The sequence below is a fragment of the Kitasatospora sp. NPDC058170 genome (assembly GCF_042883905.1).
In the GTDB taxonomy this organism is placed as follows: domain Bacteria; phylum Actinomycetota; class Actinomycetes; order Streptomycetales; family Streptomycetaceae; genus Kitasatospora.
This window is the reverse complement of the sequence record NZ_JBHVUV010000002.1, coordinates 76,475-96,329: the sequence shown is the minus strand read 5'-3', so window position 1 is coordinate 96,329 and position 19,855 is coordinate 76,475. Positions and strand designations below refer to the sequence as shown.

Below are 19,855 nucleotides of genomic sequence, written 5' to 3'. Positions count from 1 at the left end.
CGGTGACGTGGGGCGATGACGTGAGGCGGGTCACCGCCGGATGTCGCCGCCCACCGGGGCCACCTGATGGGGCCCCAGGAAAAATATGACCGGCTTGTATGCTCCGAGAGGGCCTGCTGCCACCGCAGCGGTCCTGCAGGGGGGCTTGGGAAGGCCGTGGGGGTGTGCTCGTCGGGCATTACGACGTTCGCACGTGCAACCCGGGGGCGGTCCCACCCGTCTCTCTGTGTGCAGTGCGCCCGCTCCTGAGGGCGCCGCGTCAGCCGGTGAAAGGTACACGGATGTCAGGTCAGTGGGGCGAGGGCCCGGGTCGTGGCGAGGACGTGCCCAGTGCGCTCACGACCGAGGGCACCGGCGGAGCCGGCGTGCCGCAGCCACGGGCCGGCGGCCGGGCCGAGGCGCGGCGGGCGGCACAGGGCAGGGGCGGACCGGACAAGGGCGGACCCGGCAACGGGGGACCGGCCGCGGGCACCACGGGCACCGCAGGCCCGGCCGGCGGCCGGGCGGCGGCGCGCAACAGCCGCAAGCCCAAGAAGAACGTGAAGAAGATCGTCGCCTGGTCCGCGGCCGGCGTCCTGGTCCTGATAGCCGGCGCCGGCGGCGCGATCTACCTGAAGCTCAACGGCAACATCAAGTCCTTCGACGCGGACGCGATAGCCGCCGACCGCCCGCCGGAGGCGCAGGCCGACGCGGACGGCAACAAGCCGGTCAACGTGCTGCTGATCGGCTCGGACAGCCGCGGCAAGAACAACTCCGACCTCGGCGGCGGCGAGGACGGCGGCGCCCGCTCGGACACCACGATCCTGCTGCACGTCTACGCCGACCACAAGCACGCCGTCGGCATCTCCATCCCGCGCAACGCCATGGTGGCGATCCCGTCCTGCAAGCTGCCGAACGGCAAGTGGTCCAAGGCGGTCACCAGCGATCTGTTCAACGCGGCGTTCTCGAAGGGCGAGACGGACGACGGCAACCCGGCCTGCACCCAGAATACGGTCGAGAAGCTCACCGGCATCCGGGTCGACCACACCATCGTGGTCGACTTCCAGGGCTTCTCCGCGATGACCAAGGCCGTCAACGGGGTGGACGTCTGCCTGCCGAAGCCGATCTACGAGGGGGACATCAACCCCAACCTGCCCAAGAAGGGCAACGTCGTCCTGCCGCAGGGCAAGCAGAAGGTCGAGGGGCAGCAGGCACTCGACTTCGTCCGCCTGCGCCACGGAATCGGCGACGGCTCCGACATCGGCCGGATGAAGCGCCAGCAGGCGTTCCTCGGCTCGCTCGCGGCGAAGATCAAGAACCAGGGCCTGAACCCGACCACCCTGCTGCCGCTCGCCGACGCCGCCACCAAGTCGATGACCGTCGATCCCGGACTCGGCTCCGTGGAGAAGCTGATGTCGTTCGCGCTGTCGCTGAAGAGCATCGACATGCACGACCTCAAGTTCGTCACCCTGCCCTGGCGCTTCCGCACCCAGGACAAGAACATCGACATCATCCAGCCGGACGCCAACAAGCTCTGGGACACCATCAAGGCCGACCGGACCATCGACGGCCAGAACGCCACCGGTGAGCAGCCGGCCGCGCCCGCCTCGCCGGAGGCCCCGGCCCCCGCCGCGCCCACCACCACCGCTCCGGCCTCCGACGCGGGCAACGCGGCCATCAAGGTCGGCGTCTACAACGGCACCACCAGCGCGGCGATGGACGGCAAGGCGGCGGAGGCCCTGAAGGCGGCGAAGTTCAACGCCACCAAGATGGGCCTCGCGGCCAGCACCAAGTACGCCACCACGATGATCGAGTACGGCTCCGGCCAGAAGGCCAACGCGGAGAAGGTCGCCGCGCTGTTCCCGGGGGCGAGCGTCAAGTCCGGCTCCTCGGCCGGCATCACCGTCATCGTGGGCAAGGACTTCGCGGCCGCCAACGGCGGCGCGGCCGCACCCGCACCCGCGGCCGCCGGAGCCACCCCGGGCGGCGCCGCCGCCGCGCCGACCGAGCCCGCCCCGCTGCCGACCAGCGTCACCGGCGCGACCCGCTCCGCGGACGAGGACGTCTGCGAGGACGTTTCGTAGCGCTGAGGCGCAGGCCGGGGCAGGCCGGAGCGGGTCCGGGAGCGTCGCGCACCGGGCCCGCTGCCACCGCCGCCGCCGGGGCCGGGTTCCCCCTCCGGGGCGCCGTCCGGTGGCGGGATCGCGGCGGCACGGCGATCGTGGGCGGTGTACCCGCCATCCGGCCGTGCGACCGCCACGGCCCGGGCGACCGATCCCGGCGCCCCGACCACCCAGCGCCCGCCGTCCGCGGCGGAGGACCACCGCTTGGAGGCACCGCAATGCCCGTAGTCACCGCCCCGTACAAGCCCGGCACCCCGTGCTGGGTCGACCTGATGGCGAGCGACCAGCAGGCCGCGCTCGACTTCTACCGCGACCTGTTCGGCTGGCAGGGCGAGGTCGGCCCGGCCGAGTTCGGCGGCTACGCCATGTGCTCGCTGAACGGCAAGCCGGTCGCCGGGATCATGGCCCAGATGGCCCCCGAGGGCCAGCCCGTCCCGCCCGTCTCCTGGACCACCTACCTGGCGGCCGACGACGCCGACGCCGCCGCCCGGGCCATCGCCGACAGCGGCGGCACGATCCTCTACCCGGTGATGGACGTCGGGACCGTCGGCCGGATGCTGGTCGCCGCCGACCCGACCGGCGCGGTGTTCGGCGTCTGGCAGAAGGTCGACTTCATCGGCGCGGGCATCGTCAACGAGCCCGGCGCGCTGGTCTGGAACGAACTCAACACCACCGACACCGACGCGGCCGGCCGCTTCTACCACCAGGCCGTGGGCCTGCGCCCGGCCACCATCCAGGGCATGGAGGGCTACTACTCCCTCAACGTCGGCGACCGCACGGTGGGCGGCATGCAGAAGACCGCCGAGTACCTGGCGCCCGGCACGCCCCCGCACTGGATGACGTACTTCTCGGTGGACGACACCGACTCCACGGTGGACGCCCTGGTGCGGGCGGGCGGCTCGGTGATCCAGCCGCCGTTCGACATGCAGTCCGGCCGGATGGCGGTCGTCCAGGACCCGCAGGGCGCCGTCTTCGCGCTGATCGCCTCGCCCGACTCGCCGTAGCCGCCGAGCCCCCGTGCCGCCGAAGGCGAGACCGCCGGATGCCGCCCGTTCCCGCGACGCGCCGCCGGGAATGGGCGGCATCCGGCGCGAGGGCGCGTAAGACTGCACCCATGCTGGGGCTTCCGGACGACATCCGCGCTTTCCTCTTCGACCTCGACGGGGTGCTCACCCAGACCGCCAAGGTGCACGCCGCGGCCTGGAAACGCACCTTCGACGACTTCCTGCGGTCCGAATCCGACCGCACCGGAGGGCAGTTCGTGCCCTTCGACGCCGTCGTCGACTACGACACCCACGTCGACGGCCGCCCGCGCCTGGACGGCACCCGCGCGTTCCTGCGCAGCAGGGGCTTCGACCTGCCCGAGGGCACCGACGCCGACCCGCCGGGCGCCCGCACGGTGCACGGCATCAGCAGCGCCAAGAACGACACGGTGCTGGCCATGATCCGCGAGCAGGGCGTCCTGCCGTACGACGGCTCGGTCGCCTACGTGCGGCGACTGCGCGCGCTGGGGCTGCCCGCCGCGGTGGTCTCCTCCAGCGCCAACTGCCGCGACGTGCTGCGCGCCGCCGGGATCGAGGAGCTGTTCGACGTGGTCGTCGACGGCATCGTGGCCCGGCGCGAGGGCCTGCCGGGCAAGCCGGCCCCCGACACCTACCTGGCCGCCGCCCGGGCGCTGGGCGTGGAGCCCGCGCACGCCGCCGTCTTCGAGGACGCCCTCGCCGGGGTCGCCTCCGGCCGGGCCGGCGGCTTCGGCGCCGTGGTCGGGGTGGACCGCACCGGCCAGGCCGCCGAACTGCGCCGCGACGGCGCCACCGTGGTCGTCACGGACCTGGCCGAGCTGATCCCCGAGGAGGGCGCATGAGCGCCGAGCAGCCCTTCGTCGTCGACCCCTGGCAGATCATCGAACCCGGCCTGGACCTGGCCTCGATGGCCCGCGCCGAGTCGGTCTTCGCGCTCTCCAACGGCCATATCGGCCTGCGCGCCAACCTGGACGAGGGCGAGCCGCACGGCCTGCCCGGCACCTATCTGAACGGCGTCTTCGAGCTGCGGCCGCTGCCGTACGGCGAGGGCGGCTACGGCTACCCGGAGTCCAGCCAGAGCGTCATCAACGTGACCAACGGCAAGATCATCCGGCTGCTGGTGGACGACGAGCCCTTCGATCTCCGCTACGGCGAACTGCGCAGCCACCGACGCTGGTTGGACTTCCGAGAGGGGCTGCTGCACCGCGAGGCGGAGTGGACCTCCCCGGCCGGGCGGACCATCCGGGTCGACTCCACCCGGCTGGTCTCGCTCACCCAGCGGGCGGTCGCCGCCGTGGAGTACACGGTGGAGGCGGTGGACGGGCCGGTGCGGATCGTCCTGCAGTCCGAGCTGGTGGCCAACGAGCAGCTGCCGGGCGGCGCCGAGGGCGACCCGCGCGCGGCCGCCGTGCTGGAGGCGCCGCTGCTCTCCGAGGTGCACCACGCGAGCGCCACCAAGGCCGTCCTGGTGCACCGGACCCGCTACAGCGGGATCCGGGTCGCGGCCGGGATGGACCACGTGATCGAGGGCCCGGAGCGGCTGGACACCGTCGCCGAGAGCGAGGCGGACCACGGCCGGATCAGCGTCACCACCGTGCTGGAGCCCGGACAGCGGCTGCGGCTGGTCAAGTTCATGGCCTACGGCTGGTCCGCGACCCGTTCGCTGCCGGCCGTCCGGGACCAGGTGGAGGCGGCGCTGACCGCCGCCCGGTACACCGGCTGGGCCGGCCTGGTGGCCGAGCAGAAGCAGTACCTCAAGGAGTTCTGGGAGACCAGCGACGTCGAGATCGAGGGCGACGTCGAGCTCCAGCAGGCCGTCCGGTTCGCGGTGTTCCACGTGCTGCAGGCGGGTGCGCGCAGCGAGGAGCGGGCCATCCCCGCCAAGGGCCTGACCGGCCCGGGCTACGACGGGCACAGCTTCTGGGACACCGAGACCTTCGTCCTGCCGGTGCTCACCTACTGCCTGCCGAGCGCCGTCAACCAGGCCCTGCGCTGGCGGCACACCACGCTGCCGCTGGCCCGCGAGCGGGCGGCCCAACTGGGCCTGTCCGGTGCGGTGTTCCCCTGGCGCACGATCCGCGGCGAGGAGTGCTCGGGCTACTGGCCGGCCGGCACGGCGGCGTTCCACATCGGCGCGGACATCGCGGCCGCCGTCGCCCGGTACGTCCGCGCCACCGCGGACACCGCCTTCGAGCGCGAGTACGGGCTCGAACTGCTGGTGGAGACGGCCCGGATGTGGCGCTCGCTCGGCCACCACGACGCCGCCGGCCGGTTCCGGATCGAGGGCGTCACCGGCCCGGACGAGTACAGCGCCGTCGCCGACAACAACGTCTTCACCAACCTGATGGCGCAGAGCAACCTGCGCGCCGCCGCCGAGGCCGCCGGGCGCCACGCCCGGGAGGCCGCCGCGCTGGGCGTCGACACCGAGGAGACCGCCGCCTGGCGGGACGCCGCCGCCGCGATGTTCATCCCGTACGACGAGAACCTCGGCGTGCACCCGCAGGCCGACGGGTTCACCGACCACCAGGTCTGGGACTTCGAGCGCACCCCGCCGGAGAACTACCCGCTGCTGCTGCACTACCCGTACTTCGACCTGTACCGCAAGCAGGTGGTCAAGCAGGCCGACCTGGTGCTCGCCATGCAGGTCCGCGGGGACGCCTTCACCGAGGAGCAGAAGGCCCGCAACTTCGCGTACTACGAGCGGCTGACCGTGCGGGACTCCTCGCTCTCCGCCTGCACCCAGGCGGTGATCGCCGCCGAGGTGGGCCAGCTGGACCTCGCGTACGACTACACCGCCGAGGCCGCCCTGATGGACCTGCACGACCTCGGCGGCAACACCCGGGACGGCCTGCACATGGCCTCGCTGGCCGGGGCCTGCATCGCCCTGGTGGCGGGCTTCGGCGGGCTGCGGGACCACGGCGAGTCGCTCTCCTTCCGGCCCCGGCTGCCGGCCGGGCTGATGCGGCTGAGCTTCTCGCTGGTGGTGCGCGGCCGGCTGCTCGGGGTGCGGATCACCCACGAGGGGACGACGTACACGCTGCGGCGCGGCGAGGTGATCCACCTGCGGCACGACGGCGAGCCGGTGCAGGTGAAGGCCGGCTCCCCGGTCACCCGGCCGACCGTCGTCCCGCCCGCCCAGGAGCGCTGCACCCAGCCGCCCGGCCGGGAGCCGGCCCGCCGCCAGCCGCAGGCCGGCGTGGTCACCGGCATGGTCGGTCCGGGGCCGGACCACCTGGCGGCCGAGTAGCCGCTCGCGCGGGCCGGGCCCGCTCACCCGTTCGGCGCCTCCCCGGCTGCGCGGGGGCGCCGGACGCCGGAGGGTGCTGGTGACCTGTGGCAACCGGCGGCCGGTGAAGGAGAGCCCCCGTGGTGAGTGTGGCCGAGCAGATGGTGGAGGTGCTCCGGCAGGCCGGGGTCGAGCGGGTGTACGGCGTCGTCGGTGACAGCCTCAACCCCGTGGTGGACGCCATCCGCCGCGCCGAGGGCATCCGCTGGGTGCACGTGCGCAACGAGGAGGCCGGGGCCTTCGCGGCCGCCGCCGAGGCCGAGCTGAGTGGCCGGCTCGCGGTCTGCGCCGGCTCCTGCGGGCCCGGCAACACCCACCTGATCCAGGGCCTCTACGACGCCCAGCGCAGCGGCCTGCCGGTGCTGGCGCTCGCCTCGCACATCCCGTCCGGCCAGATCGGTACCGGCTTCTTCCAGGAGACCCACCCCGACCGGGTGTTCACCGACTGCAGCAGCTGGTGCGAGCTGGTCTCGACCCCCGCCCAGCTGCCCCGGCTGCTGCGGATCGCCGTGCAGCACGCGCTCGGCTCCCCCGGCGTCTCGGTGTTGTCCTTCCCCGGCGACGTCGCCGCCGAGCCGGCCGCCGGGCCGACCGGGACGAGCCACTTCCTGACCGAGCAGGCGGTGGCCGCCCCGCCCTGGTCCCAGGTGCAGGCGCTCGCCCGGGCGCTCAACTCCGCCGGCACGGTGGCCCTGTTCTGCGGCGCGGGGGTGCGCGGGGCGCACGCCGAGGTGATGGCGGTCGCGCAGGCCCTGAACGCGCCGGTCGGGCACTCCCTGCGCGGCAAGGAGTGGATCCAGTACGACAATCCGTACGACGTCGGGATGAGCGGTCTGCTCGGCTACGGCGCCTGCCACGAGGCGCTGCACTCCGCCGACCTGGTACTGCTGCTCGGCACCGACTTCCCGTACGACTCCTTCCTCCCGCAGGCCCGTACCGTCCAGGTGGACCACGACGCCACCCGGCTCGGCCGCCGCACGCCGCTGGAACTCGCCGTCCACGGCGATGTCTCGGCCACCCTGCGGGCCGTGCTGCCGCTGCTGGAGGCCAGGGACGACCGCCGCTTCCTCGACGGGCTGCTGGACCGGCACGTGCGCGCGCTGGAGGACGTGGTCGGCGCGTACACCCGGGACATCGAGCGGCACCTGCCGATCCACCCCGAGTACGTGGCGTCGGTGCTGGACGAGGTCGCGGCCGACGACGCGGTGTTCACCGTGGACACCGGGATGAACAACGTCTGGGCCGCCCGCTACCTCCAGCCGAACGGCCGCCGCAGGGTGATCGGCTCCTTCCTGCACGGCTCGATGGCGAACGCCCTGCCGCACGCCATCGGCGCCCAACTGGCCTGCCCCGGGCGGCAGGTGATCTCGATGTCGGGGGACGGCGGCCTCTCCATGCTGCTCGGCGAGCTGCTGACGGTGGCCAGGCACCGGCTGCCGGTGAAGACGGTGGTGTTCAACAACGGCGCGCTCGGCATGATCAAGCTGGAGATGCTGGTCTCCGGCTACCCCGAGTCGGACATCGACAACGGCGACGTGGACTACGCCGGGATCGCCCGGGCGGCGGGCATCCCCGCGAAGCGGGTCACCGACCCGGCGCGGGTGCGGGAGGTACTGGTGGAGGCGTTGGAGCGGCCCGGTCCGGCCCTGGTGGACGTGGTCACCGACCCGAACGCGCTCTCCATCCCGCCGCACATCACCGCCGCCCAGCTGAAGGGCTTCGCACTGGCGGCCGGTCGGACGGTGCTCTCGGGCGGGGTCGGGCGCATGATCGACCTGGCCCGCAGCAATCTGCGGAACATCCCCCGGCCGTGATGCCGCCCCCGGCCGTGACGCGGCGGGGCCGCGGGAGGGCGTTGCGGGGCGGGGCCGGGGGCAGGACAGGAAACGGGACCGCGGCGCTTTTGCCTCTGAGGCAAATTTCTTGCCCGGGCGGCACGTGGGGTGTCCACTGGTCACATGACCAGCAGCCCACCCGGCCCGCCCGCCGGGGACCAGCCCGGTGACCAGCCGGAGGGCCGGCCCGCCGAGGGCCGGCTCGACGACCAGGAAGTGGCCGGCCTCGCCGCCAGACTGCGCGAGCACCGACTCGGCAGCCGCCTCACCCTGGAGGTGGCCGCAGCCCGGGTCGGACTCTCCCCAGCCTATCTCTCCCGGCTGGAGACCGGTCGCCGGCAGCCCTCGCTGCCCGTCCTGCTCGGCCTCGCCCGCGCCTACGGCACGTCGGTCTCCGGCCTCCTCGGCGAGGCCATGGTCGAGCCGGACCCGGTGGTGCGCGGCGGCGTGATCGAGCCGGGCCGGGCCGGCGGCTGGGGCTACCGCCGGGCCGGCGCCCCCGGCCGGGCCATGCAGGCGCTGCGCGTGCACGTCCCCCCGGGCGTGCAGGACACCGTCGTCCGGGTGCATCCCGGCGAGGAGTGGCTCTACGTCCTCCAGGGGCAGCTGCGGCTCACCCTCGGCGACCGTGTCCACCTGCTCGCGGAGGGCGACTCCGCACACTTCGACTCGCTCACCCCGCACTGCATCGCCGCCGAGTCGGCGCACGGGGTGGAGCTGCTCTTCGTCCACACCCTGCTGCAGAGCCCCGGCGGCGAACTCTGCCTCGGCGGCGGCCCTGCCGCGCCCCACTGACCCGTCGTCAGAACTCCCGGAGGAGATCTCCCATGGCTGATCCCACCACCGTTCCCGCCCCCGCCGCCGTCGTCGTCGCGGCCCCCGCCGACGCCCCGAAGACCGTCGACGCCGGCAAGTGGGCCAACCGCCGCGTCGGCATCCGGGTGCTGATCTACATGGTCGCCACCCACGGCTTCGCGGGCTTCCTGATGCTGCTCTTCGAGCTGGGCAACCGGAACAAGTGACCGACCCGCCCGAACCCGCCCGACCCGGCCGACCCGCCCGGGTTCGGCCGGGTCGGGCGCCCGGTCGTGCGCTGTTCCTCAGCAGTCGCGCAGCAGTTCGCAGAGCGCGTCGAGCGCCCCGGGGAAGGCGTGGTCGGTCGGGGTGGCGTAGCCGATCACCAGTCCGGGCGGGGCGACGGGGTCGAGTGCGGCGTCGGAGCGGTTCCAGCCCAGGCTGCTGACGGCCAGGCCGGCGGCTGCGGCGCGCTGCACCAGTTCGGCCTCCGGCGGCGCGGTCGGCGGCAGCCGCAGGACGGCGTGCAGCCCGGCGGCGATGCCCGTCACCCGGACCCGCGGGGCACGCTCGGCGAGCGCCGCGACCAGCGCGTCCCGGCGGCGGCGGTAGTGCAGGCGGCATCGGCGGACGTGGCGGTCGTAGGTGCCCGAGGTGATCAGTTCGGCGAGGGTGAGCTGGTCCAGCACCGGGGACATGGTGTCCGCCACCTGCTTGAGCCGGGCGACCGGTTCGACCAGCGCGTCCGGCAGTGCCAGCCAGGCCAGCCGCAGACCGGGGGCGAGGCTCTTGGCGGCCGTGCCCGCGTACACCACCCGCTCGGGGTCGAGCGCCTGCATGGCGCCGAGCGGCTGCCGGTCGTAGCGGAACTCGCCGTCGTAGTCGTCCTCGATCACGTACCCGTCGTGCTGCCGGGCCCAGCCGACGGCCGCCGCCCGGCGCTCGGCGGTCAGCGGCACCCCGGTCGGGTACTGGTGGGCGGGGGTGAGCAGGACGGCGCCTGGCCGCCCGTCCAGCAGGTCCGTCCGGGCCCCCGAGCCGTCCAGCGGCAGCGGCAGGGTGGTGAGCCCCGCCGCCCGGGCGCCGGCGTGCAGCGGCGGCAGCCCGTACGCCTCGACGGCCAGGGACCGGGCGCCGCGCTCGCGCAGGGCGCCGCAGAGCAGGCCCAGGCCCTGGGTGAAGCCGGCGCAGATCACCAGGTGCTCGGGGTCGGTGCGGACCCCGCGCACCCGGGCGAGGTAGTCGGTGAGCGCCTGCCGCAGCTCGATCCGCCCCCGCGGGCTGCCGTAGCCGAAGGCCTCGTGCGGTGCGACGGCCAGCGCCCGGCGGGCGGCGGCCAGCCAGGGGCCGCGCGGGAACAGCGAGACGTCCGGGCGGCCGGGCATCAGGTCGTACCGGGCGGCCGGGTGCCCGGTCGGCCCGCTCGGGGCGGCCGCGGTGCGGCGCGGCGCCGCCCGCTCGGCGACCGTCGTCCCGGACCCCTGACGGGAGGTGAGCCAGCCCTCGGCGGTGAGCTGGCCGTACGCCTCGACCACGGTGTTCCGGGCGATCCCGAGGTCCTCCCCGAGCGCCCGGGAGGACGGCAGCCGGGTGCCGGGGGCCAGTCGGCCGTCCTGCACGGCCTCGCGCAGCGCGTCCTCCAGCGCCGCCCGCAGGCCGCTCCCGGCCGCCCGCCGGCCGGTGAGGTCGAGGTGCAGATCGCCGCCGAAGGCGGTCCAGGAAGTCGTCATGAGGGCCTTTGCGCTGTGCCGCCGGTCCGGCGATCCGGCTGTGGTCGCACCGGGATTCTCGCACCGGGGCCGTCGCCCGCCGCCCTGCCCGGGCGCTGCGGGAGTCCGGTCCGGGCAGGGCCCGGCGAAGGCCGCCGGGCGGGCGATGCGAATCGGCGGAGCCACGGCCCCGGTCGGAGCGCGAGGCGCCGGGCGCGGGCGCGTCCCGGCGCCCGCGCAACCCCCGCCTCCCCTACGAGAAGCCGCCCGGCCCTGCATCCCCGGCCCGCGCCGGAGGGCACGCGGTTACGCTGATCCGGGGGAAGAGGGGGCGGGTGCGTGGCGCTGCGGGAGACCGATCCGCGGGTGATCGGCGGGTACCGGCTGGAGGACCGGCTCGGCACCGGCGGGATGGGCGTGGTCTACCGCGCCCGGTCGGCGTCCGGGCGGCAGGTCGCCGTGAAGGTCATCCGTCCCGAGCTGGCCGAGCACGCCGCCTTCCGGGCCCGGTTCCGGCTGGAGGTCGAGGCCGCCCGCCGGGTCAGCGGGGCCTTCACCGCCTCCGTGGTCGACGCGGACGCCGACGCCGAGGCGCCCTGGCTGGCGACGGTCTTCATCGCCGCCCCCACCCTCTCCGACCGGGTCGAGGAGCAGGGGCCGCTGTCCGTGGCGCAGCTGCGCTGGCTGGCGGCGGGGCTGGCGGAGGCGCTGCGGGACATCCACCGGGCCGGGCTGGTGCACCGCGACCTCAAGCCGGGCAACGTGCTGCTCGCGGACGACGGCCCGCGCGTCATCGACTTCGGCATCGCCCGCGCGCTGGACGCGGCTCCGCTCACCACCACCGGCGCGATCGTCGGCACGCCGCCGTTCATGGCCCCCGAGCAGTTCCGGCGCGGCGCCGTCGGCCCGGCGACGGACGTCTTCGCCCTGGGGTCGGTGCTGGTGTACGCGGCCACCGGGCGGGGGCCCTTCGACGGGGACGGCGTGCACGCGATGGGCTTCCGGGTGGTCTTCGAGGAGCCCGACCTGGTCGGACTGCCGGTGGAGCTGCGGCCGCTGGTCACCGCCTGCCTCGCCAAGGACGCCGCTCAACGGCCCACGGTGGAGCGGCTGCTGGCCTGGGCGACGGACGGGGTGGAGCCGGTGGTGGAGGTGCCCGCCGCCCCGGATCCGCCGGCTGTCCTGCCGCCGGTCGCGCCTCCGTCGGTCACCCCTTCGTCGGCGGCCCCTCCGCTGGTGCCGCTGCCCTCTTCCTCGCCGCCCTCTTCCTCGCCGCCTTCGCCCGTGCCGCCTTCGCCGTCTTCCCCCGCGCCGCCCGGGCGGCCCGGGCGGCCCGCCCGGCGCCGGGCGGGCCTCGCCCTCGCCCTCGGTGCGTCGGTGATCGCCGTGGTGGCGGTGGCGCTCACCGTGGTACTCAACGGGCCCGAGCGGCCGGGCGGGGGCGCGGGTGCGGCGACCGGTGGCACGGGATCGGCGGGTTCACCCGTCGCATCGGGCCCGGCGGCGCCCTGCGGTCCGGTCGGCCGGGTCCAGATCGGCGGCGACGGCCTCCAGGAGGAGGTCATGGACCGTTGGATCGTCGACTACATGCGGATCTGCCCGGGTGCGGAGCTCGCCCACGACAGCCTCTCCGCGGGCACCGGCTTCCAGCAGTTCCTGTCCGGCTGGCCCGATCTCGCCTTCACCGAGGCCTCGCTGACGTCACGTCAGATCATCGACTCGGGGCGCCGCTGCGTCGGCGGCCGGGCCGTCCAGCTGCCGCTGAGCGTGCTGCCGATCGCCGTCGCGTACCGGGTGGAGGGCGTGGACGCCCTGGTGCTGGACGCGGCCACCATCGCGCAGATCTTCGACGGCCGGATCACCGTCTGGAACGACGCGAAGATCGCCAGGCTCAATCCGCAGGCGGTGCTGCCGGCCGCCCGCATCACCGTGTTCCGCCCCTCCGACGACTCGTCGACCACGCTCACCTTCACCCGGTACCTGGCCACGGCCGCGCCCGCCGACTGGGCGCACCTGCCGGCCAGGTCGTGGCCGATCCGGGGCGGGCAGCCGGCCTCGGCCGGTGACCTCGCCCGCGAGGTGACCGGGACGAACGGCGCGATCTCCTTCGTCCCGGCGGGGGCCGCACGGCAGTTGAGGACGGTCCGGCTGGCCACGGGCGCTCCCGCGCCGGTGGCGGTGGACACCGAGTCGGCGGGCCGGGCGGCGGGGGTGGCCCGGATCGTGGGCAGCGGCGCCGATCTGGCGCTGGACGTGGACTTCACGACGAGCACCGAGGGCGCCTACCCGATCATCCAGATCGGCTACGCGCTGGTGTGCGACCGGGGGAACGTGGCGTCCGCGCTGGGCGCGCTCCGCCCGTTCGTGGTGTACGCGGTGGGCGCGGACGCCCAGCGGTCGGCGGCCGGGCTCGGGTACGGCACCCTGCCGCCCGCCCTGGCCCAGAAGGTCCGGGCGGCCGTCCAGACCCTGGCCTGACGGCCGGCCTACGGCTGAACGACCAGGAGGTGCGGGTGGTGGCGCACCATCGCCGCCAGCACGTCCTCCAGGCCGACCGGCAGGGTGTTCGCGGAGATGTTGGCCGGGCCGTACCCGAGGCCCCGGTTGGCCGAGGCGGTCGCGCGGACCAGCCGGGGCGCCCGGGCCACGTACCCGGCGGGGTCGTGCAGCAGCAGTTCGATCATGCGCTGGTGGGTGTTCCTGACCCGGATCTCGCGGATCCGCACGGCGCCGATCTCGGCCCAGCCGATCCGGCCGAGCTGCACGTGCTCCAGCCCCGCAGAGTCCAGCACCAGCTCCGGTCGGCCCTGCACCAGCCGGGCCAGCAGCAGCACGGCGCAGAGGCCGAAGAACAGCACCGCGGCCGCCCCGACGACCACGTTCTTCACGCCGTCCTGCTGCAGCAGCAGGACCGCTCCGACCGCCACGAAGGCGATCGCGCCGAGCAGCATCAGCAGTGTCCGGCCCTTGGCGGACGGGTACACGGTCGGCGGGAGCGCCGCAGTCTCGTCGTTCACGCGGCACAAGCTATGCCCCGTCCGACAGCAGGTGTGCGCCGGGGGTGCGGATGGCCAGGAGCCGGGTGAACTCGGCCTGGTCGTCCGGTGATCCGGGGGATTCGGGGGATTCGGGCCAGGGCGCCAGCGCCCGCAGGGCGGCGGCCAGACCGGCGGCGAGCCGGTCCTCGGGGGAGTCACCGGGGGAGTCGCCGGAGGAGTCGCCGGAGGAGTCCGCGGGGCCGCCGGGCGGCCGCCGGGAGGCCAGGCGGGCGGCGAGCCACCCGGGGCTCGCCCAGCCGTCCCGGAGGGCCCTGGCGGCCGTCCGGCGCAGCAGGTTGCCCTCGGGTACGGCGCGGGCGGCCTCCTGGAGGCCGGGCGGCAGGTGGTCGGCCATCCGGTCCCACCCGGAGCGGTCGGGCAGCAGCGGTGGAGGCGGGGGCGGGGGCGGAGGCGGCGGTGGGGGCGGTGGTGGGGGCGGTGGCGGTGGTTCGTCGCTCGCGCGCGGAGGGGTCACTGTCACTACAACAGCAACCATCTCCTGTTCCTGGTAAGAGACTTCCTGGTTGTGTCCGCACGTGCGGATCAGTGAGCCTGCACGTGCGGACCTGCCCGACTCCGCACGTGCGGACTCGCTCTCGCCGCGGCGCTGCCTGGGCAGCACCGCACGTGCGGACTTACCGGCGGCGCAGCGGAGTTGCTCCTGTTTGGTCCGCCGGGTGTCGGAGCGCAGCACGGCGAGGGCGGCGTCCCAGTCGGGTTCACCGCCGAGCGGCAGGGTGACGGCGTAGCCGCGCACGCGGGCGCCGGAGGGGCCGAAGAGCAGGGCCATCAACCCGGCGGCCTCGGCGGCCCGGTAGAAGCCGGGGACGGAGTCCTTGGAGACGCGGCAGGCCCGCGCGAACCAGAGGTTCGAGGGCGGGCAGTGCAGGTTGGTGCCGTCGGCGTCGGCCTTCTGCGCGGCGTGCATGAGGAAGAGGACGAAGGACGGCCCGAGCGACCGCCAGGCCCCGCCGGTGGGGAGGGACTGCATCCACTGCCCGAGCCGGAGCCGGAACTCGTTCGCCGGCGGCATCCCGGTCGGCCGGGCGAGGGCGATCATGTCGGCGGTGAGGGGAGCGACGTGCACGTTCAGCCTTTCGGGGCCGATGCACGGGCAATGTGGGCGAAGGCGTCCGCCTGAACCGCCACGCTGCTGGCATACTGGCCCAGTTGTTTGGAACAACGTGCGCGACATCAACCGCCAAGAAGAGGCGTGCGCGTTGAACCGTGATGGCCGCCACCCGAGTTCGGGTGGCGGCCAAAATCTTACGCCAGAAGAGCAGCGGATTTGACGGACAGTCATGAATCCGTCACGGGCGGTGGGGATGATTCGATCAGGGTCCGAACGGCTGCCGCGAGGGCGGATTCCGCGGGCTGATCACCACCCGGCACGTCCGCGCCCCGGGGCGGCGCGGCCCTAGAAGGGCCAGACCGGGCACCACGGCGGGATGTACTGGCCGGGGTAGGGCGGGCCCCACGGCGGGCACTGGTAGGGGTTGGTGGCGGGCGGCGCGGAGGTCCAGAGGATCTTGCCGTTCTGCTCGACCGCGATGGCGCCCTCGTTGTAGATGGTCAGCTCGGCGCCGGGGTGGTTGTCGGTCCCGCTCGACCACAGCGGGGTGTTGTTGGCGGCGTAGACGACGAGGTTGCCGTCGCCCTGCATGACCAGGACGTTGCCGTTGGGCATGGCGCCGCGGGCGACCCAGATCGGGGTGGTGTCGCGGTACAGGACGACGTTGCCGTCGCCCTGCATGGCCAGCATGATGTGGCCGTTGGGCGAGTACCAGCCCTGGTTCTTGGAGAGCACGCTGTTCATCGGGATGCGGGTGGGCGCCGACAGTGCGGCGGTCGCGGCGGCCGGCGCGGCGGCGGGTGCGGGTGCGGCATGGGCGATGCCCGCGCTGAGGGTGCCGAACCCGATCGCGACGACGGCCGCCAGGGCGGCGGCTCGTGTACGGATACTGGTCATGGGTGGACTTCAGATCCTTCCGGACGTAGCAGGCGTACGGGACTGCGTATCTGATGACGCGTCAGCCTGTGCTTGAGCGCCGGACGTCAGGCTAGGACAGCTGAAGTGGAGGTCAGGGGCAGATTCACCGGCAGATTGATCTCGCCCGATGGCGCCGAGAGGGGGCGGGGAGTGGCGGGGAGTGGAAAGTCGGCGGGATCGACTTCCCCCTCCGGGCGCCCGCCGAGAAGTCGCCTCCGGGGTCGGGGCGGTCGGCTCAGATGTCGCCGACCTAGCCGAGATGCGGGCTTGTCCGGCGCTCCAGGAAGTGTTCGAGCCGGAGTCGCTGGGTGTGGTGCATCGGAAGTCGTGCGATGTCGTCCGGGGCCACGAACCGGAGGTCGGTGGACTCGTCGGAGATGCGGAGCTCTCCACCCGTGATGCGCGCGGTGAAGCAGACGTTGAACTGTTGGCGGACCTCGCCGTCTGCGTAGGCGATGACATGCCGGGGGTCGGTGTACGTGCCGACCAGCCCGGTGATCTCGACGTCGAGGCCGGTCTCTTCCCGGACTTCCCGGACGGCTGTCCCGGGGAGCGACTCGCCGAGATCCATCGTCCCGCCGGGCATGGCGTACAGCCCGCTGTCAGTACGCCGTTGGAGCAGGATGTGTCCTGCGTCGTCCGTCACCACGGCCGAGGCCGCCACGACGAGTCGATTCGGCTTGGGAGCCTCGGGATCGTCGTAGTACTCGGTTCGTCCCATGCGATCAGATCTCCTCAACTGACAGGGCGCCGTCCCACACTGCATCAAAGCTCGCGGCATAGGTGTCGAACAGCGTCCCTGCCCCGGTCCGGCGCAGGTGCCAGACCGGGGCTTTGAAGGCGTTGACGCCCCAGACGTGTGCATTTACCAGTACCTGATCATCCGCTCGGTACAGGCTGTTGTAGAGGGTGGTCCCATGCGTACGGATCTCGATTCCCGGGGTGCCGACGAGCGGGCGATAGTGCATGTGGGCGAGCCTGCACCGGGACTCGATGCCGTGACCAAACCTCTCTTCCTCCCCGCGGAGCCTGACGTTCTCGCTGCGAGGGTCGCCGAGGGCGACCCGGACCGTGCAGCCCTCAGCGGCGCGCTCGCGAAGAAGATCGTTGAGCCGTGGGTACGCCTCATGGAGGAAAACAGCGGCATAGACCAGCACGTCAATGCGCTTGGCGGCGTTTCCGAGCAGCTTCACGATGGTGGATACCGGGAGGTCGGCCCGCTGTTCGTAGAGGGCCACCAGTTCGGGGCTTACCGCCCGTGCGGCGCGTGGCTGTCGCAGGCTCGGCCACAGGGCGAACATGTCCTCTCCAAGGACCTCGGCGGCCGCGCGGGCTGTCCTCAGCCGGGGCGTTCGGTTCTGGTTGGCCCACCGCTCAACTGACTTGGTGTCCACTCCGGTCATCTCCGCCAGGGCGGCGCACGTCCAACCGCCGGACGCCATAACGGCCTTCAGTCCTTCGTTCGGCATCCGGCTTGTCTCCCCACAGGCGGCTGGTCCGTTGCTAGGGACGTTCTATCGCGCTAGGGGCGTTCTGAAGTGTCCTTCGGGTGAGGTTTCACCGTCCCGGGCGCCTGCCGGATCTTGGTGATATCTCGGTGGAAGGGACGGCAGTGCCGAGCGCTGCCGCCGGCCCGGGTCCGCGAGGCCAACCACCCGAGGTGCTGAAGCGCCCCAAGACCCCCGCAGCCGGCTGATTGGGAATTCGGCTGGACGCGGGTGCACCACCCGTGCGGGGAGGGCATCCCCGCAGCGCCGAACAGAAAGGCACCGCAGTGAGCGACCTGTATGCGATCGAGATCCCGGAGGGGCTGACGGCCCTCAAGGCGTGCGGCGGGAACCAGCAGTCGGAGCACGAGACCTGCGCCACCCTGCGGGAGGTGCCCGGGGTGGCCGGTGGCCTGTGGGTCATGGGCGACACCAAGCGGCCCGGCGCGGAGTTGAGGTTCACCACGGCCGAACTGGCGGCGGCGGGCATCGACCCGGCCCGATTCGACATGGCGGTCTGACGTACACAGCAGACAGGCGGGCCCTCGCTCTCATCGCAGCTGAGAGCGAGGGCCCGCCCCTGATCAGGGTAGGCGTACATGGATCACTGGGTAAGGCCCGGACTGCACTGGCACAGCTACTCGTGGGTGGGCAGCAAACGCCCCGACGATGCCGAGCGGCGGCCCCCCGAGGTGCAGAACGGCGTACGGCCGGTGTGGTCCAGCCCTGTGCCACCGTTGGAGGTGATGCACTGGCTGGCCAAGTCGGCGACCCTGATCAGGCTCACGACGAACGATCCGGCCGAAGCGATGGAGTGGCTGGGCAAACAGCTCGCCGACTCCCCCGCGCCGGAGACGGACCTCGACCCGGTTGTCCGCCTGGACCATGCCCGGGAGTTCCTGGGCACCTTCCCCCATGACGTGGTCTGGACGTACTGGACGCCCGGCCAGCAGCTCCGATCGGTGGCCACCATCTCCTGCCCCCGGACCTTCAGCGCCACCGGTGAGACGCCCCCGCCCTGCCCCTTGCGGCGGGGCTGACTCTCTGGAAGTCCCATGAAGATCTTGTTGAGGGGGGTCGGCCGGGGTGGTGGCAGATCGGGGTGAATCCTTTCGTGGTGTCCGTGTCTCTTATGCATGTGCCGGTGAACGCCGGGACGGGACTCTGGAGGTTGCCATGATCGTCGGAATCGCTGTGGCCGTTGGTGTTGTGGTGCTGTGCTCGTGCAGTTTCGTCGTGCTGCGCAAGCGAGGCCGGGGCCGTGGCTGACCGGGCTTGGCCGGGTGAGCAGTTGATCATTGCGGCGCAGCGTGGTGACGTCGATTCGATCGCCGCGTTGGTGTCGGGGGCGCATCCGCACGTGCAACGGTTCGCCCGCTCGTTGTGTGCGACGCCCGAGGACGCGGAGGACGCGGCGCAGGAGGCGCTGATCATCCTGTACCGCAAGATCGGGATGTTGCGGGCTTCCAGTGCCTTGGCGTCGTGGATGTTCCGCATCGTGCGCAACGAGTGCCTGCGGCGGGCGCGCACGATGCTGCGCGACCACACGCCCTGGCAGGACAGTTCGATGCTGTCGGCCGAGGACGAGGTGCTGCAGCGTCTGGAGGCCGGCCGGGTGGCGGCGGCGATCGCCGTTCTGCCGGCCGACCAGCGTCACGTGTTGATCATGCGTGACGTGCAGGGCCTCAGCGGGCGGATGGTCGCCGATGCGCTGGGCCTCAGTACTGCCGCGATGAAGTCGCGGCTGCACCGTGCCCGCGCGTCGGTCCAGCAGGCGCTGCGGTCCACGGCCGACTCAGCCTTTGGAGGCGACGATGACCGGACGGATGACTGAGGGAACCGATTTCGCGAGCGCGTCCCTGCCTCGGCACCTGGTGCGTGGCGTGGTGGGGTTCGGTTCGCTGGTCGCCTCGTTCGCGCTCATACCGGTGTTCGGACCGCTCACCCTGCTGCTCCTGCCGGTGGGTGTGCTGGCGCTGCGCGGGTGTCCGATGTGCTGGACGATCGGGCTGGTGCAGACGGTCTCGCGGGGCCGTCTGCAGCGTTCCTGCGTGGACGGCCAGTGCAGGCTGACCGTCGCCGGCCACGACGGGGCGCACAGGGTCAAGGCCGGTCCGTCCTAGCCCCGGGGGTACCACGGGGTGACGAAGCCCTTGTGGGTGCGGTCGCGGGACCACGTCGTCTTGCCGTCGGAGCCCAGGGCGTTGATGGTGAAGTTGAGGTCGTTGAGCTTCTTGCTGAACGTCACCTTGCCGGTGAAGTACCCGCCCAGCGAGATCCACTCGCTGTGGTTGGTGGTGCGGAACCAGACGGCGTGGTCGAGGCCGATCACGAAGTCCACCCAGTCGCCGCTCTGCAGCGGCCAGGGGCTCTCGCCGTCGCCGTAGGCCCCGCCGCAGTAGAAGCTGCCGCCGGTGAAGCCGAGCTTGCTGGTGCAGATCTGGGCGTCCTCGGACTTGCCCGCGGCCTGGGCGGGCGTGGCGGTCAGTCCGGCGGTGGCGAGCAGGGCGAGGGTGGCGACCGCAGTCTTGATCTTGTTCATGAGTACCTCTGGCGGAGCGGGGGCGGGCGGGGGCGGCCGAGCCGTGGCG

Annotated in this window: 19 protein-coding genes; 12 read left to right on the top strand and 7 right to left on the bottom strand. The window is 73.1% G+C overall.

Going from position 1 to position 19,855, the window contains the following annotated elements:
* The first annotated feature begins 281 nt into the window (after positions 1 to 281).
* The 7 genes from ACFVVX_RS03320 to ACFVVX_RS03290 all read left to right on the top strand — a co-directional run bounded on the left by ACFVVX_RS03320 (position 282) and on the right by ACFVVX_RS03290 (position 9,267).
* Positions 282 to 2,063, top strand: coding sequence for an LCP family protein (locus ACFVVX_RS03320; RefSeq protein ID WP_387940851.1), 1,782 nt, complete (start codon positions 282 to 284; stop codon positions 2,061 to 2,063).
* A gap of 257 nt (positions 2,064 to 2,320) precedes the next feature.
* The gene (locus ACFVVX_RS03315) at positions 2,321 to 3,106 is read left to right on the top strand and encodes a VOC family protein (protein ID WP_387940849.1); all 786 of its coding nucleotides are present in this window, start codon (positions 2,321 to 2,323) and stop codon (positions 3,104 to 3,106) included.
* Positions 3,107 to 3,216: 110 nt separating this feature from the next.
* Complete coding sequence (locus ACFVVX_RS03310) at positions 3,217 to 3,966, top strand: HAD family hydrolase (RefSeq protein ID WP_387940847.1); 750 nt, start codon at positions 3,217 to 3,219, stop codon at positions 3,964 to 3,966.
* The gene (locus tag ACFVVX_RS03305; protein ID WP_387940845.1) at positions 3,963 to 6,371 is read left to right on the top strand and encodes a glycoside hydrolase family 65 protein; all 2,409 of its coding nucleotides are present in this window, start codon (positions 3,963 to 3,965) and stop codon (positions 6,369 to 6,371) included. Before ACFVVX_RS03310 ends, ACFVVX_RS03305 begins: the two co-directional genes overlap by 4 nt.
* Positions 6,372 to 6,511: 140 nt before the next feature.
* The gene (locus ACFVVX_RS03300; protein WP_387941299.1) at positions 6,512 to 8,224 is read left to right on the top strand and encodes a pyruvate dehydrogenase; all 1,713 of its coding nucleotides are present in this window, start codon (positions 6,512 to 6,514) and stop codon (positions 8,222 to 8,224) included.
* 144 nt (positions 8,225 to 8,368) lie between these two features.
* A complete protein-coding gene (locus tag ACFVVX_RS03295; RefSeq protein ID WP_387940843.1) occupies positions 8,369 to 9,040 on the top strand; it encodes a helix-turn-helix domain-containing protein in 672 nt (223 codons plus the stop codon).
* 32 nt (positions 9,041 to 9,072) lie between these two features.
* A complete protein-coding gene (locus tag ACFVVX_RS03290) occupies positions 9,073 to 9,267 on the top strand; it encodes a DUF6126 family protein (RefSeq protein WP_387940841.1) in 195 nt (64 codons plus the stop codon).
* Between the two features lie 78 nt (positions 9,268 to 9,345).
* Here ACFVVX_RS03290 and ACFVVX_RS03285 read toward each other — a convergent pair whose 3' ends face one another.
* The gene (locus tag ACFVVX_RS03285) at positions 9,346 to 10,770 is read right to left on the bottom strand and encodes a PLP-dependent aminotransferase family protein (protein WP_387940839.1); all 1,425 of its coding nucleotides are present in this window, start codon (positions 10,768 to 10,770) and stop codon (positions 9,346 to 9,348) included.
* A gap of 318 nt (positions 10,771 to 11,088) precedes the next feature.
* Between ACFVVX_RS03285 and ACFVVX_RS03280 the strand changes: the two genes are divergently transcribed.
* Entirely contained in the window at positions 11,089 to 13,227 is a 2,139-nt protein-coding gene (locus ACFVVX_RS03280; RefSeq protein WP_387940837.1) for a serine/threonine-protein kinase, read from the top strand.
* A gap of 8 nt (positions 13,228 to 13,235) precedes the next feature.
* Here ACFVVX_RS03280 and ACFVVX_RS03275 read toward each other — a convergent pair whose 3' ends face one another.
* The 5 genes from ACFVVX_RS03275 to ACFVVX_RS03255 all read right to left on the bottom strand — a co-directional run bounded on the left by ACFVVX_RS03275 (position 13,236) and on the right by ACFVVX_RS03255 (position 17,246).
* Positions 13,236 to 13,766, bottom strand: coding sequence for an STM3941 family protein (locus ACFVVX_RS03275; protein ID WP_387940835.1), 531 nt, complete (start codon positions 13,764 to 13,766; stop codon positions 13,236 to 13,238).
* A 10-nt stretch (positions 13,767 to 13,776) separates the two neighbouring features.
* On the bottom strand, positions 13,777 to 14,874 hold the full coding sequence (locus ACFVVX_RS03270; protein WP_387940833.1) for a hypothetical protein: 1,098 nt from the start codon (positions 14,872 to 14,874) through the stop codon (positions 13,777 to 13,779).
* A gap of 330 nt (positions 14,875 to 15,204) precedes the next feature.
* A complete protein-coding gene (locus tag ACFVVX_RS03265) occupies positions 15,205 to 15,756 on the bottom strand; it encodes a hypothetical protein (RefSeq protein WP_387940831.1) in 552 nt (183 codons plus the stop codon).
* Between the two features lie 271 nt (positions 15,757 to 16,027).
* Positions 16,028 to 16,498: an NUDIX domain-containing protein gene (locus ACFVVX_RS03260; protein ID WP_387940829.1), complete on the bottom strand. Its 471-nt coding sequence runs from the start codon at positions 16,496 to 16,498 to the stop codon at positions 16,028 to 16,030.
* A 4-nt stretch (positions 16,499 to 16,502) separates the two neighbouring features.
* Positions 16,503 to 17,246, bottom strand: coding sequence for an XRE family transcriptional regulator (locus tag ACFVVX_RS03255; protein ID WP_387940827.1), 744 nt, complete (start codon positions 17,244 to 17,246; stop codon positions 16,503 to 16,505).
* A 305-nt stretch (positions 17,247 to 17,551) separates the two neighbouring features.
* Between ACFVVX_RS03255 and ACFVVX_RS03250 the strand changes: the two genes are divergently transcribed.
* The 4 genes from ACFVVX_RS03250 to ACFVVX_RS03235 all read left to right on the top strand — a co-directional run bounded on the left by ACFVVX_RS03250 (position 17,552) and on the right by ACFVVX_RS03235 (position 19,387).
* Positions 17,552 to 17,785, top strand: coding sequence for a DUF397 domain-containing protein (locus tag ACFVVX_RS03250; protein WP_387940825.1), 234 nt, complete (start codon positions 17,552 to 17,554; stop codon positions 17,783 to 17,785).
* Positions 17,786 to 17,863: 78 nt separating this feature from the next.
* A complete protein-coding gene (locus ACFVVX_RS03245; protein ID WP_387940823.1) occupies positions 17,864 to 18,304 on the top strand; it encodes a hypothetical protein in 441 nt (146 codons plus the stop codon).
* Positions 18,305 to 18,525: 221 nt separating this feature from the next.
* On the top strand, positions 18,526 to 19,098 hold the full coding sequence (locus ACFVVX_RS03240) for an RNA polymerase sigma factor (RefSeq protein WP_387940821.1): 573 nt from the start codon (positions 18,526 to 18,528) through the stop codon (positions 19,096 to 19,098).
* Positions 19,091 to 19,387, top strand: coding sequence for a hypothetical protein (locus tag ACFVVX_RS03235; RefSeq protein WP_387940819.1), 297 nt, complete (start codon positions 19,091 to 19,093; stop codon positions 19,385 to 19,387). The genes ACFVVX_RS03240 and ACFVVX_RS03235 overlap by 8 nt, the downstream gene beginning before the upstream one ends.
* Here ACFVVX_RS03235 and ACFVVX_RS03230 read toward each other — a convergent pair.
* A complete protein-coding gene (locus tag ACFVVX_RS03230; protein ID WP_387940817.1) occupies positions 19,384 to 19,806 on the bottom strand; it encodes a hypothetical protein in 423 nt (140 codons plus the stop codon). The genes ACFVVX_RS03235 and ACFVVX_RS03230 overlap by 4 nt on opposite strands.
* Positions 19,807 to 19,855: the final 49 nt, after the last annotated feature.